General features: G+C 58.7%; 13 protein-coding genes. 7 read left to right on the top strand and 6 right to left on the bottom strand.

What is annotated here, in order from left to right; all coding sequences use genetic code 11:
- The first annotated feature begins 87 nt into the window (after positions 1–87).
- From HX814_RS11625 to ahpF, 3 genes are all read left to right on the top strand, one after another.
- Positions 88–1,014, top strand: a complete 927-nt coding sequence (locus HX814_RS11625) for a site-specific integrase (RefSeq protein ID WP_008432517.1) — start codon at positions 88–90, stop codon at positions 1,012–1,014.
- A 149-nt stretch (positions 1,015–1,163) separates the two neighbouring features.
- A complete protein-coding gene (gene ahpC, locus HX814_RS11620; RefSeq protein WP_003173835.1) occupies positions 1,164–1,727 on the top strand; it encodes an alkyl hydroperoxide reductase subunit C in 564 nt (187 codons plus the stop codon).
- A gap of 127 nt (positions 1,728–1,854) precedes the next feature.
- Positions 1,855–3,420 carry an alkyl hydroperoxide reductase subunit F gene (ahpF, locus tag HX814_RS11615; protein ID WP_003212573.1) on the top strand — a complete coding sequence of 522 codons (1,566 nt, stop codon included), beginning with the start codon at positions 1,855–1,857 and terminating at the stop codon, positions 3,418–3,420.
- Positions 3,421–3,483: 63 nt separating this feature from the next.
- Here the strand turns inward: ahpF and gloA are convergent, their stop codons facing one another.
- Complete coding sequence (gene gloA, locus HX814_RS11610; protein ID WP_008432524.1) at positions 3,484–4,005, bottom strand: lactoylglutathione lyase; 522 nt, start codon at positions 4,003–4,005, stop codon at positions 3,484–3,486.
- A gap of 193 nt (positions 4,006–4,198) precedes the next feature.
- Here gloA and HX814_RS11605 point away from each other — a divergent pair, with 193 nt between their 5' ends.
- Positions 4,199–4,735: a DUF4946 domain-containing protein gene (locus tag HX814_RS11605; RefSeq protein WP_177008524.1), complete on the top strand. Its 537-nt coding sequence runs from the start codon at positions 4,199–4,201 to the stop codon at positions 4,733–4,735.
- 170 nt (positions 4,736–4,905) lie between these two features.
- On the opposite strand, the gene HX814_RS11600 is transcribed toward HX814_RS11605, so the two are convergent.
- From HX814_RS11600 to HX814_RS11590, 3 genes are all read right to left on the bottom strand, one after another.
- The gene (locus HX814_RS11600) at positions 4,906–5,271 is read right to left on the bottom strand and encodes a histone-like nucleoid-structuring protein, MvaT/MvaU family (RefSeq protein WP_003212570.1); all 366 of its coding nucleotides are present in this window, start codon (positions 5,269–5,271) and stop codon (positions 4,906–4,908) included.
- A 196-nt stretch (positions 5,272–5,467) separates the two neighbouring features.
- Complete coding sequence (locus tag HX814_RS11595; protein ID WP_102369018.1) at positions 5,468–7,012, bottom strand: EAL domain-containing protein; 1,545 nt, start codon at positions 7,010–7,012, stop codon at positions 5,468–5,470.
- 124 nt (positions 7,013–7,136) lie between these two features.
- A complete protein-coding gene (locus HX814_RS11590; RefSeq protein WP_177008523.1) occupies positions 7,137–8,009 on the bottom strand; it encodes a LysR family transcriptional regulator in 873 nt (290 codons plus the stop codon).
- Between the two features lie 77 nt (positions 8,010–8,086).
- Here HX814_RS11590 and HX814_RS11585 point away from each other — a divergent pair, with 77 nt between their 5' ends.
- The 3 genes from HX814_RS11585 to HX814_RS11575 all read left to right on the top strand — a co-directional run bounded on the left by HX814_RS11585 (position 8,087) and on the right by HX814_RS11575 (position 11,727).
- Positions 8,087–9,010, top strand: coding sequence for a DMT family transporter (locus HX814_RS11585; protein ID WP_177008522.1), 924 nt, complete (start codon positions 8,087–8,089; stop codon positions 9,008–9,010).
- A gap of 249 nt (positions 9,011–9,259) precedes the next feature.
- Positions 9,260–10,336, top strand: coding sequence for a 4-hydroxyphenylpyruvate dioxygenase (hppD, locus tag HX814_RS11580; protein WP_003212566.1), 1,077 nt, complete (start codon positions 9,260–9,262; stop codon positions 10,334–10,336).
- A 158-nt stretch (positions 10,337–10,494) separates the two neighbouring features.
- Complete coding sequence (locus HX814_RS11575) at positions 10,495–11,727, top strand: dermonecrotic toxin domain-containing protein (RefSeq protein WP_256343949.1); 1,233 nt, start codon at positions 10,495–10,497, stop codon at positions 11,725–11,727.
- Here the strand turns inward: HX814_RS11575 and rarD are convergent.
- Positions 11,696–12,577 (bottom strand): EamA family transporter RarD, encoded by an 882-nt coding sequence (gene rarD / locus HX814_RS11570; RefSeq protein ID WP_023658818.1) that lies wholly within the window; start codon positions 12,575–12,577, stop codon positions 11,696–11,698. The genes HX814_RS11575 and rarD overlap by 32 nt on opposite strands.
- 137 nt (positions 12,578–12,714) lie before the next feature.
- The gene (locus HX814_RS11565; protein ID WP_008432538.1) at positions 12,715–13,725 is read right to left on the bottom strand and encodes an aldo/keto reductase; all 1,011 of its coding nucleotides are present in this window, start codon (positions 13,723–13,725) and stop codon (positions 12,715–12,717) included.
- Between the last annotated feature and the right edge of the window lie 36 nt (positions 13,726–13,761).

The following is a 13,761-nucleotide window of genomic DNA, read 5'->3' as shown; positions in this document are numbered from 1 at the left end:
AATTGATGATTTATCAGATGGGATATTGGCGTATTATCCCGTGTGATACAGGTTTTGAAATGGACAACAGCCAATGGCAGTACAGGCATGAGTGAGCTGGACCGTTATCTGAATGCGGCCACCCGCGATAACACCCGCCGCAGCTATCGAGCGGCAATCGAGCATTTCGAGGTGAATTGGGGTGGATTCCTGCCGGCGACCAGCGACAGCGTGGCGCGCTATCTGGTGGCGCATGCGGGCGTGCTGTCGGTCAACACGTTGAAGCTGCGGTTATCGGCGCTGGCCCAGTGGCACACCAGCCAGGGGTTTCCTGATCCGACCAAGGCGCCAGTGGTGCGCAAAGTCCTGAAAGGCATTCGTGCCCTGCACCCGGCTCAGGAAAAGCAGGCGGAGCCATTACAACTGCAGCACCTGGAGCAGGTCATCCAGTTCCTCGAACAGGAAGGCCACGACGCCCGGCGCGCAGAAGACCATCCTCGATGGCTGCGGGCCAAGCGTGACGCGGCGTTGATCCTGCTGGGTTTCTGGCGTGGCTTTCGCAGCGATGAGTTATGCCGGTTGAATATCGAGCACGTGCAGGCGGTGCCCGGTTCGGGCATCACCCTGTATCTACCGCGCAGCAAAAGTGATCGGGAAAATATCGGCCGCACCTACCAGACGCCGGCGCTGTTGCGGCTGTGCCCGGTGCAGGCCTACAGCGAATGGCTCAGCGCTTCAGCGCTGGTGCGCGGCCCGGTGTTTCGCGGCATTGATCGCTGGGGCAACCTGGGCGAGGAGGGCTTGCACGCCAACAGCGTGATCCCGCTGTTGCGCCAGGCGCTGGAGCGCGCCGGGATTGCGGCCGATCAGTACACCAGCCACTCCCTGCGCCGGGGCTTCGCTACCTGGGCTCATCGCAGTGGCTGGGACTTGAAGTCGTTGATGACTTACGTCGGCTGGAAAGACATGAAATCGGCCATGCGCTATGTTGAAGCGACGCCCTTTCTCGGCATGACCCGAGCATCCCTCGAGTGATTCAAGGTTTCTTCTATTAATACAGTCTCTTGATAGTGAAAACCAATCGTCAGCATCAGGTTTGCCAATGAGCCATCGGCCGGGAGAGTGGGTAGGATTCACCTCATCAACTTACTAAGCCCTTCTACAAACCTGACGGAGAGTCAACGATGCCTATCATCAACAGCCAAGTAAAACCGTTCAAAGCTACCGCCTACAAAAACGGCAACTTCGTAGACGTGACTGATGCTGACCTGAAAGGCAAATGGTCTGTCGTCTTCTTCTACCCAGCCGACTTCACCTTCGTCTGCCCAACCGAACTGGAAGACCTGGCTGACAACTACGCCGAATTCCAGAAACTGGGCGTCGAAATCTACAGCGTTTCCACCGACACCCACTTTGCCCACGCTGCCTGGCACAACACCTCGCCAGCCATTGGCAAAATCCAGTACACCATGATTGGCGACCCGACCCTGACCATCTCCCGCAACTTCGACGTGCTGATCGAAGAAGCTGGCCTGGCAGACCGTGGCACCTTCGTGATCAACCCTGAAGGCCAGATCAAAATCGTTGAACTGAACGATGGCGGCGTTGGCCGTGACGCTTCCGAGCTGCTGCGCAAAATCAAGGCGGCCCAGTACGTTGCTGCTCACCCGGGCGAAGTCTGCCCAGCCAAGTGGAAAGAAGGCGAGGCCACCCTGGCTCCGTCCCTCGACCTGGTCGGCAAGATCTAAGTCTGTGAAATGCCAAGGGCGGGTTACCGCACCTAAGTAAGCTGCATCCGCCCTCGAAACGCCCGGGCGAGATTCGCTCGGGCGTTTTTTTGTCTGCAATAAACCGAATTAATAGGAAATCGCCCGTATGTTGGACGCCAATCTTAAAGCTCAGTTGAAGTCATACCTGGAACGGGTCACCCAGCCGATCGAGATCGTCGCCTCCCTCGATGACGGTGCGAAATCCCAGGAAATGCTTGCCCTCTTGCAAGATGTAGCCAGCCTTTCGACGCTGATTACCCTGAAAAGCGATGGCAATGATGCGCGCAAGCCATCGTTCTCCATCAACCGCCCGGGTGCCGATATCAGCCTGCGTTTTGCCGGCATCCCAATGGGCCATGAATTCACTTCGCTGGTGTTGGCGCTGCTGCAAGTCGGCGGCCACCCCTCGAAGGCCAGTGTCGAAGTGATTGAACAGATTCGCGCCCTTAAAGGCGAGTTCAGCTTCGAGACTTACTTCTCGCTGTCGTGCCAGAACTGCCCGGACGTGGTCCAGGCGCTGAACCTGATGGCAGTACTGAACCCGAACATCCGCCACGTCGCCATCGACGGTGCGCTGTTCCAGGCAGAAGTCGATGATCGTCAGATCATGGCCGTGCCCAGCGTTTACTTGAATGGTGTGAACTTCGGCCAGGGCCGCATGGGCCTGGAAGAAATCCTCGCCAAGCTCGACACCAGCGGTATCGAAAAAGCCGCCGAGAAAATCAGCGCCAAAGATGCGTTCGACGTACTTGTCGTCGGCGGTGGCCCAGCGGGTTCGGCAGCGGCTATCTACGCTGCACGTAAAGGCATCCGTACCGGTGTTGCAGCCGAGCGCTTCGGCGGGCAGGTGCTGGACACCATGTCGATCGAGAACTTTATCTCGGTACAGGAAACCGAAGGGCCGAAACTCGCCAGCGCCCTGGAGGCCCACGTGCGTCAGTACGACGTGGACATCATGAACCTGCAGCGTGCTACTGCGCTGATCCCGGCGAAAAACAACGGTGAGCTGCACGAAATCCGTTTCGAAAGCGGTGCGACCCTCAAGTCCAAGACCGTGATCCTGGCCACCGGTGCCCGCTGGCGTGAAATGGGTGTACCGGGCGAGCAGGAATACAAGGCCAAAGGCGTGTGCTTCTGCCCGCACTGCGACGGCCCGCTGTTCAAGGGCAAGCGCGTGGCGGTGATCGGCGGCGGTAACTCCGGCGTTGAAGCAGCCATCGACCTGGCCGGTATCGTCAGCCACGTGACCTTGCTTGAGTTTGACAGCAAGTTGCGCGCCGACGCCGTGTTGCAGCGCAAGCTGTACAGCCTGCCGAACGTTGACGTGATTACGAGCGCGCTGACCAGTGAGGTCAAGGGGGATGGCCAGAAAGTTACCGGCCTGGCCTACAAGGATCGCGACAGTGGCGAATTCAAGACTATCGACCTGGAAGGCATCTTTGTACAGATCGGTTTGCTGCCCAACACCGACTGGCTCAAAGGCACTGTGGAATTGACTCCACGTGGCGAGATCATCGTCGATGCACGTGGTGAGACTTCGCTGCCAGGTGTTTTTGCCGCCGGTGACGTAACGACTGTGCCGTACAAGCAGATCGTGATTGCAGTAGGCGAGGGCGCCAAGGCTTCCCTGAGTGCTTTCGATCACCTGATCCGCACTTCCGCCCCGGCGTAAATTCCGGCCCGGAAATGAAAAACCCCATGAGTGATCATGGGGTTTTTTATTGCCGGCGGAACCTTACAGCGGCGTTGGCTGAATGATTTCAACCCAGTACGCATCCGGGTCTTTCACGAATGCCAGGCTTTTCATGCGGCCGTCGCTCAGGCGCTTCTGGAAGTCGCAGCCCAGTTCTTCAAAGCGCGCGCAGGCAGCAACGATGTCCGGCACCGAGATGCAGATATGGCCAAAGCCACGCGGGTCGGTGTTGCCGTTGTGGTAGGCAAAGTCCGCGTCGTTTTCGGTGCCGTGGTTGTGGGTCAGTTCGAGGATGCCCGGGATCGACTTCATCCACTGGGTGCGGGCGGCAGCGTCGGCCGGGATCTGGGCCTTGTCGACCAGGGCCAGGAAGTACAGGCTGAATTCGGCTTCCGGGAAGTCACGTTTTTCAACCAGGGAAAAACCCAGTACGCGGGTGTAGAAATCCAGCGACTTGGTGATGTCCTTGACCCGCAGCATGGTGTGGTTGAACACGAAGTTCGTGGTGGCGGCGTCAGGCTGGGCGGTGACGCCCGGGAAAGTGTTCAGTTCGTGCAGGCTCATGGGCCCTCCAGAGAAAAATGGGGCAAACGTGGCTCCGGTTGGAGCATCCCTTGGCTTGCGGCTGGCATCCGTGCAGCCGGTCCATGATACGCAGCCCTGCCGGTTGCGCCAAATGAAAAAGGTCACGCAACCCTTGCGGCCAGCGGGTGCAGGGGCCCAAACTTTGTCGCTTGAACCTTGAGTGTTTTTCGTAATGACCGGATTTCGCGCACCGTTGTTGAGTACCCTGGGCCTGTTGCTGGGCAGCACCGCTGCATGGGCGGCTGACCCGGAAATTCATTGGCCCAGCGGCTGGCAGGTAGAGGAAGTGGTGCCCGACGACCAGGCCCCGGCGCAACCGTCGGCGGTGTCCCGCCAGCGGGCCATAAAGAATGATGAGAATGGCGCGACCTTGATGGTCATGGAGTTGACAGGCACGCCAATCGAAGCGGGGCATACGGTCAACCTGCAAGGTGTGCTGCTGGAAATGCGCAAATCCATCCAGAAGGACTTTGCCCAGGGTGGTTATCAAAGTGTGTGCACCAAGATGCACCCCACAACATTGAGCCGGCTTGAGGCATTGGAAACTACCTGTGTAATCACCGAGAACGGTCGGCATGTGCTGTCGCAAACGTTGGTGGGGGCTGTCGATACCGATAAGGCCTATGTTTTTTCATACGCAGGCCAGGCCGACGCTTACGAATCAAGCAAGGATGAAGTCAGTTCGGTGCGTGACAGCCTTAAACTTTGAGCGTTGTAGGCATCGCGACAAATAAGTCGATTTGAACAAAGTGAAATGTTTTTTAAAGTTCGCTTTTGAAAGTGCCAGCGTCCTGATTTGTTTCACTATCGATGCCTGTAAACAAAAAAGCCCTGCATGTGCAGGGCTTTTCTTAGTGCGTTTGTACTAGCCGCAAAGCATTAGCCGCGAAGCCAGGAGTCTACAGTGGCTGCGCCGTACTGTTCTTTCCACGCCTTCAGGCCGCGATGGTTGCCGCCCTTGGTTTCGATCAGTTCACCCGTGTGCGGGTTGTGGTAAACCTTGACGACGCGGGCACGGCGCTGTTTGGGTGCGGCAGCGACGGAAGCGCCGGACTTGCCCGGGTTAGGATCCAGGATGGAGATGATGTCGCGCAGGCTTTTGCCGTAGGTCTTCATCAGCCCTTGCAGCTTTTCTTCGAATTCGATTTCTTTCTTCAAACCAGCATCGTTCTTCAGGGATTCCAGCTGGGCAAGCTGCTCTTGAAGGGCTTTTTCTGCTGCGCGAAATTCGGCGAGTCTGGACAAAATCTATACTCCAATAGTGTATTTGGCTGATATCTACTGCAAACAAAGCGATAAGCCAAGAGCCTTAAGGCGACTCAATGAAAGTGGCCTTCCTGCCAATTCAGCACAGGCAGGAAAAATTGTAGTAGTTAATCAGTCATGAGTAAATCATGTCTTTTGTATAAATAACAATATTTCCGTTGAAGTGGCTGGCTATTCAATGGCTGTTCAGGAATCTAATGAACTCGTCGCAAGGTACAGGCTTGCCAAACAGGTAGCCTTGCAAGAAATCAACGCCTTGGGCCGCCAGATAGTCGCATTGTTCTTGTGTTTCGACGCCTTCGGCAACGATGCCCAGGTCCAGCTTGGCAGACAGTTCAATGATGCTGTCGAGTATATGCCGCGAGAGTGCATCAACACCGATCATTGCCACGAAGCTTTGATCTATCTTCAAGTAATCGACATTGAAGTTGCGCAAATAACCCAGGCTGGAGTGGCCGGTGCCAAAGTCGTCGATCGCTATCATTACCCCCATTTCATGCAGCGCCTGGAACAGCTGGCGGGTGATATCCGTGGGCTCGATCAACTCGCGCTCGGTCAACTCCAGGACCAGGATCACCTTGCCCGGCGGGAAGGCAGCGAGGAACTCCCGGCAGTCCTCCACCAGCTCCAGGTCGTGGCAATGGCGAGCGGTAATGTTGATGCCCACGTGAAAATTGTCGGCAAACTGCGCGGTGTGGGGCGCCAACTGTGCGGCGGTCTGGCGCATCAGGGCGCGGGTCATCGGTACGATCAGGCCCGAATGTTCGGCCAGGGGAATGAACAGGTCCGGGCGCACCAGGCCTTCCCTGGGATGATTCCAGCGCATCAGCACTTCACAGCCGGCCCACTGCCGGATGTTGTCGCCACGCACCACTGGCTGGTAATAGGGCACAAATTCATTGGCGCCCAGGGCCCGTTGCAGTTCCAGGGTCGGTGCCGATGAGCGCTTTTGCAGCCAGTGGGCGAGGATGCCTGCCAGCACGCCGAAAAACACCACCAGAACGAACAGCGCGGGATACCGCGCCCGCATGTAGCGCCAGGTTTCACCCTCCGGCATCCCGGCTTCCACGCTGTAGGTATACCGCGTGGAGTCGAGATGATGATGCGCGACGGAAAATGTCGGCAGCGCTGTGCTGTGCACCTTGCCATCCGCCGCCAGCCAGTTAGGCCCCACCTGCAACACCAGGTCGGTATATCGGCTGATCAGGCGCAACGCGTTGGTCAAGTGGTAGCCATCAATGGAGGCGAAGGCCCCCCGGTCTCCCTCGGTGAGGCGATACACCAGCAATGCGGTGTCGGGTGTCACCGGGTTGCCTTTCATCAGCCAGAGACGGCCGCCGACGTAGTCCTCAGGGTTGACCGGGGACTGGTAGTTGCCACCAAACAACGAGCTGCAATAGATGTTGCGCTGCCAGGACAAGGTGGTGGCGCGCACGAACGGCCGGCGGGTGACCTGTTCCCGCAGCTTCAGTTGAGTCGGGTTATCACATTCATGGCCGGCCAGTGGCAGCAGGTCCTGGGCGGCGAGGGCGGTGTTGTCGAGCATCAGGTCAAACTGGCGCACGGCCTCCTGGGCGGTTTGCGCGGTGCTGTGCTCGAGGGTGCGCCCGGCTTGCCAATACAGGATAAGCACACCCAGCAAAATGGGCAGCGCGCCACTGAGCAGGGTGATCAGGTGGCGAGTGGAGGCCTTTCGGGGGCCTTTGACGGTCAGTGGCATTTGCGCAGCCTGTAGCGGGAGAGGGCAATAGGACGCTCAAATGCGGTCGGGACAACCTCGGTGGCCTTCCAACAAAGCGTATCGGTATTGGCCATGATAGATGGCGGCAGGCGTCTGTGCATGTTCAATAAAGCTTCAACCGTGTGGCCAGTTGAATAAATGCCAGGGTTGCCGGTGAGGACTGCCGACGGTCCAGTACCGCCAGCCCCACCTGGCGTTTGACGGCAGGCTTGAGCGGTTTGATCAGGTAATCCGCCTGCGTGGATTCAGGCAGCGACAACTCGGCGACAATGGTCACGCCGTCGCCCCGGCGCACGGTGTCCAGGGTGCTGAGCAGCTGTGAGCAGCGGTAACGCACATCCGGCTGCAACCCTGCACCGACGAACAGCCTTGAGACCAGTTCGGCCGAACCGGCCTGGGTCAGGATAAAAGGTTCACCACACAGCGCTTTCAGGCTGACACTTGGCTGCGCGCCCAAGTGATGCCCCAAGGGCAGCAGCGCGACCAGTTGGTCCTCAATCAACGGGAGCGTATCGAAGCGCTCTTCAGGCAGCACCACAAACCCAACGTCGACGCGCCGCTCTTCCAGCCACTGCGTCACCTGGCGATCGGGGCCTTCGTCGACATGCACCTCGATGCCCGGATGCTGCTCGCGAAAATGCTGCAGGATCGCGGGCAACAAGCGAATCGATGAGGTCGGCCCGAACGAGCCGATGCGCAGCGTGCCGCGCTTCATCCCGCGGGCATCGGCGGCTTCCTGTTGCAGCGTGTTGGCCAACCCGAGCATGGCCCGGGCGCGCAACAGCAGTTGTTGGCCGATATCGCTGAGTTCGACCTGGGACTGATGACGTCGGATCAACTCCACACCCAGTTCCTGCTCCAGGGATTTGATCGCATGGGACACCGCCGATTGGCTGATGCCCAGGCGATTGGCGGCGCTGGTGAAACCTTGCAGTTCGGCCACCAGGGAAAAGATTTCCAGTTGGGTAAGGGTCATGAGTATTTACTCATTTTACGATGATCGGGGATTAGCCAAACAATAAGCCAATCCCGTGTCTTGTGAGTAGAAATCTGATGAACCCGAGCCCTGACCGTCTGACATATCTGAAGCTGGCGGCCGTGACCATGATCTGGGGCGGCACCTTCGTTGCCGGGCGCTATCTGGCGGCAGGCCTGGACCCACTGTTGGCGGCGACCGTGCGCTTTGCACTGGCCAGCCTGGCGCTGCTGGCCTTCCTGGTCGTCGCGCGTATTCGCCTGGTGCGTCCGACCACCGCGCAATGGATGCAATTGATGGTGCTGGGCTTTTTCGGGATCTTTTTCTACAACCTGTGTTTTTTCTACGGCCTGCATTACATCAATGCGTCCCGGGCGTCGTTGATCGTGGCGCTGAACCCGGCAGTGATTGGCCTGGCCTCTTTGCTGCTGTTCAAGGAACGCCTGGGCTGCTTCAAGCTGGTGGGGATCGCGCTGTGCCTGGGTGGCGCAGGGCTGGTGATCGTCAGTCGCAACCCGCAGTTGCTGCAGGGCACGGCAGATGCGTGGGTCGGCGACTTGCTGATTTTCGGCTGCGTGGTGGGGTGGGGCGTGTACTCGCTGTTTTCCCGGGGTCTCAACCAGCGCCTGGGGCCATTGCAAACCGTGACCTGGTCGATCCTGCTGGGCACGTTGATGCTGACGATCACCACGCTGGTGACGGGTCGACTAACGGTGGCCGCATTGGGCCGGATTGATCTGCCCCAACTGATGAGTTTGCTGTACCTGGGCGTGCTGGGCTCGGCACTGGCCTACATCGGCTACTACGATGGCCTGCGCCGCATCGGCGCCACCCGTGCGGGTGTATTTATCGCCCTCAATCCGCTCACGGCAGTGATCTGCGGCGCATTGCTGCTTGGCGAGCAACTGACCGTGCCGATGCTGCTGGGTGGGGCGGTCATTCTGCTGGGCATCTATCTGTGCAACAAACCCCTTGCGCGGGCCAGGGCAATGGGGATTTGATAAGAGTACGGACAAATCTGTTTACGCTGTGTAGAATCGATTTACGCATACAAGAATAAGGACTTGCGCTAACGCAAGCCTCGCCCGTCAGAGACTGATGTAACCATGAAGCTACTCGGGTCCCCCCTCATCTTTGGTGACTTCCTCGCCCGCAGCGTGCGGGGTATCTCCTGTGCGCCACCCGCTGACCTCATCCTTGCTCGCAAATAAACATTTGTTAATTACAAGAATGATGATGAGGCACCGAAAATGGCAGACCTGTACGAAAACCCAATGGGCCTGATGGGCTTTGAGTTCATCGAATTCGCATCGCCAACCCCGGGCACCCTGGAGCCGATCTTCGAGATCATGGGCTTCACCAAGGTCGCGACCCACCGTTCCAAGAACGTACACCTGTACCGGCAGGGCGAGATCAACCTGATCCTCAACAACGAACCCAACAGCATCGCCTCCTACTTTGCGGCCGAGCATGGCCCGTCGGTGTGCGGCATGGCGTTTCGCGTCAAGGACTCGCAACAGGCCTACAACCGGGCCCTGGAACTGGGCGCCCAGCCTATCCATATCGAAACCGGCCCGATGGAGCTGAACCTGCCGGCGATCAAGGGCATTGGCGGCGCGCCGCTGTACCTGATCGACCGCTTTGGTGAAGGCAGCTCGATCTATGACATCGACTTCGTGTACCTCGAAGGTGTCGAGCGCAACCCGGTGGGCGCGGGCCTCAAGGTCATCGACCACTTGACCCACAACGTGTACCGCGGCCGCATGGCCTACTGGGCGAACTTCTACGAGAAGCTGTTCAATTTCCGTGAGGCGCGCTATTTCGACATCAAGGGCGAATACACCGGCCTGACCTCCAAGGCCATGAGCGCCCCGGACGGCATGATCCGCATCCCGCTGAACGAAGAATCGTCCAAGGGTGCCGGGCAGATCGAAGAGTTCCTGATGCAGTTCAACGGCGAGGGCATCCAGCACGTTGCCTTCCTCACCGATGACCTGGTCAAGACCTGGGATGCGTTGAAGAAGATCGGCATGCGCTTCATGACCGCGCCGCCAGACACCTATTATGAGATGCTCGAAGGCCGCCTGCCGAACCACGGCGAGCCGGTGGATCAACTGCAGGCACGGGGCATCCTGCTGGACGGCTCGTCAGTGGCGGGGGACAAGCGCCTGCTGCTGCAGATCTTCTCGGAAACCCTGATGGGCCCGGTGTTCTTCGAGTTCATCCAGCGTAAGGGTGACGACGGCTTTGGTGAAGGCAACTTCAAGGCGCTGTTCGAATCCATCGAGCGCGACCAAGTGCGTCGTGGTGTGTTGACCGCTGACTGATCGCCTGGGCGATACACAAAAAAGCCCGACCGGGATTCCACCTGGCCGGGCTTTTTGTTGCCCGGCAGAAACATCGGGATATAGGCGGTTGCTAGCGGCCAGGAACGGAATTCACTGCCAGCGTTACTCAGTGTCATATGCCCAGTTGAGGTTCATGTATGACAGTCATTGCGCACACCGGTAGTCCACCTCCAGGTTTGAATCAGGCAGCAGCCGTCAACGACGAACCGGCCATCAGTCCCTTGGCCCCAACTGTTCCCTCCCCATTAAGTCCTGCCACTGTCGCCCGCGTGACGTTTTCCTCGAACGTGGAATGGAGCAGTGCGCAGGGCGAGCTGACCGCCGCAGGCGTCGAACTGGCCAATGCCGTATTGGCCCCGGGTACCTCATCAACCGTCGGTGCGCAGGTCTGCACGTTCGCGGTGGACGGGATCCAGTCGAGCGACATTCTGGTGGTCAAACGCGTACCCGCCTCTGAAACCGGAACGAATGTCCTGTTGTATATTCCTGACGTTGAGGGCAATTCGTTCTTCGAATTCAATAACCTTGGAGAAATGAACGCCTGGCTCAAAGAGGTCGCCACCGACCCTGACAAGTTGGATGTATTTGCCGGGCATTTTTCCCGCAATGCACCTGCCGATCAGACAAAGCGGGTAAAAGACACGATGACGCGCTTCGCAGCAGGCGATATCAATGCCGTGGTCGGGCCTTTTGGCTACGAAAAGGGCGATATCTTCAATCGCCTGGACAAGCACACAAGCGTGCCGCCGGTACCGGTCAACGGGCTGACGGGGACCTACCTGAAAGTTGAGACCCGTGATGGCCGGGTGACTTTCGCAGGCACACGTCCGGACGGAGAAACCGTACTCTATCAGTACGATGCCTACGGCAACTTCCATGGAGGAGGTAACAAGGGCAACTTCTACTTTGTGAAAAACGGCCTGAACAATGACCAGCCGCTGTCGCCTGTCTCGCGAGAGCAATACTTGAAAACGGTCGTCAGTGTCAGCCTGGATAATGTAGGTGCCAACGATTTATGGGGGCTGTTCGACGAGTTCATCCGCCAACTGAAGAATCCGGGTTCAGGCATTGGGACGGCCTTGATCGCACTGGGCGTGCCTGAGGATGTGGCGCAGTCCATCGAAAAAATCGTCAAAAACCCCGTCACCGGCACCTTGCTTGAACTCAACCATGGCAACCGGCTCGGTAAGCTGTTTGGCGTTGAAAAGGCGCAAATGGACGCCGCACTGACGCAAATAGGCGACGAAATCCAAGGCAGGATTCCGTATTACGGGGCCATCCGAGGGGGGTTGTCGCAAACGGCTGTAATGCTCGAAATGGCAGCAAAAAAAAGCGCTGTCAGGCCTTCTGCTGACGCACCAAATGCTTGAAGCCTTCAAACACCAGCACCATCACCGCGAGCCAGATCGGAAGATACGTCAGCCATTCCCCCGCCTTGATGCTTTCGCCCAACAACAAGGCCACGCCGAGCAGCAGCACCGGTTCTACATAGCTGAGCAGCCCGAACAGGCTGAAGGCCAACAAGCGGCTGGCGACGACGTAGCACACCAGCGCCGACGCACTGATCAAGCCCAACATCGGGATCAAGGCGTACAAGCCCTTGTGGGCGTCGAGCACGGCAAAACCCTGTTCGCCGCTTTGCACGAACCACAGTGCCACCGGCAACATCAGCGCCATATCGAGCCACAGCCCGCCGAGGTGGTCGGTCTTCAGGCGTTTGCGCAGTACGAAGTAAACCGGGTAGCCGATAATCACTACCAGGGTTGCCCAGGAGAATCCGCCCACCTGATACAACTCGTTCAGCACACCAGCACCGGCGAAGAACACCGCAATCTTTTGCAGGCGTGACAATTGTTCGCCATACACCAGCCGACCGGTCAGCACCATCGTCAATGGCAGCAGGAAATAGCCCAGCGATACATCCAGGCTGCGACCGTTGAGCGGCGCCCACATGAACAGCCACAACTGCACCCCCAGCAGCGCCGAAGACACCACGACCCCGCCGATCAGCGCGGGTTTGGCCGCAACCAGCCGAACCAGTTCCCACACCCGTCGCCACTCGCCGCTGACAATCATGAACACGGTCATGCAGGGCACCGTCAACAACATGCGCCAGCCGAAGATCTCCAGGCCGCTCAAGGGCGTAAGCAGCGACGTGAAGTAATACATCACGGCAAACAACACCGAGGCCAAGACCGATAACACAACACCTTTAGACACACTGTCCTCACGAAAGCCGATTGATACAAAAGAAGGGGGGATTTCAGGGAGGGAATATAGTGCTTTTGAGGTGAGATGTTTGCTCTGTTTTGGAGCGGTTTATGGGAGGATTTCTCAGGTCCCCCCATAAAAGGGACTTATGGCCGGGCAACTCGCCCCGACACAAAGTGGCTCACATCATTGAACCCTGGCGTCGACGCATGCCCTGGCGTGACCAGCGAGTCGATGAATGCTTCGTCCTCCGCCGTGATCTTCACCTCCAGCGCGCCGGTGTAGGCATCCCACTGCGCCTCGGTGCGCGGCCCGACAATCGCCGAACTGACCGCCGAGTTGTTCAGGACCCAGGCAATCGCGAACTCGACAATCCCCACGCCACGGCCCTGGGTGTATTGCTGGATCTGCTGGGCGATGCGCAGGGATTCAACGCGCCATTCGGTTTCCAGGATGCGCTTGTCCTGGCGCCCGGCACGGCTGCCGGCTTCAGGCGTTACGTCCGGCGCATATTTGCCGCTGAGCACGCCACGGGCCAGCGGGCTGTAAGGCACCACGCCCAGGCCATATGCGGCGGCGGCGGTGATCTGCTCCACCTCGGCCTGACGGTTGACGATGTTGTACAGCGGCTGGCTGATGATCGGTTTGTCCACCCCGAGGCGCTCGGCCACGCGGATCACTTCGGCGATCCGCCAGCCGCGGTAGTTGGACAAGCCCCAGTGGCGGATCTTGCCCTCGCGGATCAAGTCGCCAATCGCTGAAATCGTGACTTCCAGTGGCGTGTTGTGGTCTTCGCGGTGCAGGTAATAGATGTCCAGGTAATCGGTGTCGAGGCGCGTCAGGCTGGCTTCCAGCGCATTGAAAATCCGCTTGCGACTCAGGCCGCTGCGGTTCGGCAGGCCATCCGCCGGGCCGATGCCGACCTTCGAGGCCAGCACCCAATCCTGGCGCTGGCGGGCGATGGCTTCGCCGACGATTTCCTCGGAGCGCCCGCCGGTGTAGACGTCGGCGGTGTCGATAAAGTTGATGCCTTGATCCCAGGCCTTGTCGATGATGCGCAGCGAGTCCTCGGTGTTGGTCTGCTCGCCAAACATCATGCTGCCCAGGGTCAGTGCGCTGACCTTCAACCCGGACTGGCCCAGTGTGCGGTAAATCATCGTGAACACCTCAAAAGGGGGAGACAGGCCCTATCC

Origin of the sequence: Pseudomonas sp. C8002 (genome assembly GCF_013385765.1) — a bacterium.
In the GTDB taxonomy this organism is placed as follows: domain Bacteria; phylum Pseudomonadota; class Gammaproteobacteria; order Pseudomonadales; family Pseudomonadaceae; genus Aquipseudomonas.
Note: the sequence above shows the minus strand (reverse complement) of the source record. Positions and strands in the feature narration are given on the sequence as shown.

Coding starts and splice junctions, on each gene's coding strand:
- HX814_RS11585 (WP_177008522.1), top strand. CDS start 8,087: ATGAACCCGAGCCCTGACCGTCTGACATATCTGAAGCTGGCGGCCGTG.
- ahpC (WP_003173835.1), top strand. CDS start 1,164: ATGCCTATCATCAACAGCCAAGTAAAACCGTTCAAAGCTACCGCCTAC.
- hppD (WP_003212566.1), top strand. CDS start 9,260: ATGGCAGACCTGTACGAAAACCCAATGGGCCTGATGGGCTTTGAGTTC.
- ahpF (WP_003212573.1), top strand. CDS start 1,855: ATGTTGGACGCCAATCTTAAAGCTCAGTTGAAGTCATACCTGGAACGG.
- HX814_RS11565 (WP_008432538.1), bottom strand. CDS start 13,725: ATGATTTACCGCACACTGGGCCAGTCCGGGTTGAAGGTCAGCGCACTG.
- HX814_RS11595 (WP_102369018.1), bottom strand. CDS start 7,012: ATGCCACTGACCGTCAAAGGCCCCCGAAAGGCCTCCACTCGCCACCTG.
- gloA (WP_008432524.1), bottom strand. CDS start 4,005: ATGAGCCTGCACGAACTGAACACTTTCCCGGGCGTCACCGCCCAGCCT.
- HX814_RS11575 (WP_256343949.1), top strand. CDS start 10,495: ATGACAGTCATTGCGCACACCGGTAGTCCACCTCCAGGTTTGAATCAG.
- HX814_RS11625 (WP_008432517.1), top strand. CDS start 88: ATGAGTGAGCTGGACCGTTATCTGAATGCGGCCACCCGCGATAACACC.
- HX814_RS11605 (WP_177008524.1), top strand. CDS start 4,199: ATGACCGGATTTCGCGCACCGTTGTTGAGTACCCTGGGCCTGTTGCTG.
- HX814_RS11590 (WP_177008523.1), bottom strand. CDS start 8,009: ATGACCCTTACCCAACTGGAAATCTTTTCCCTGGTGGCCGAACTGCAA.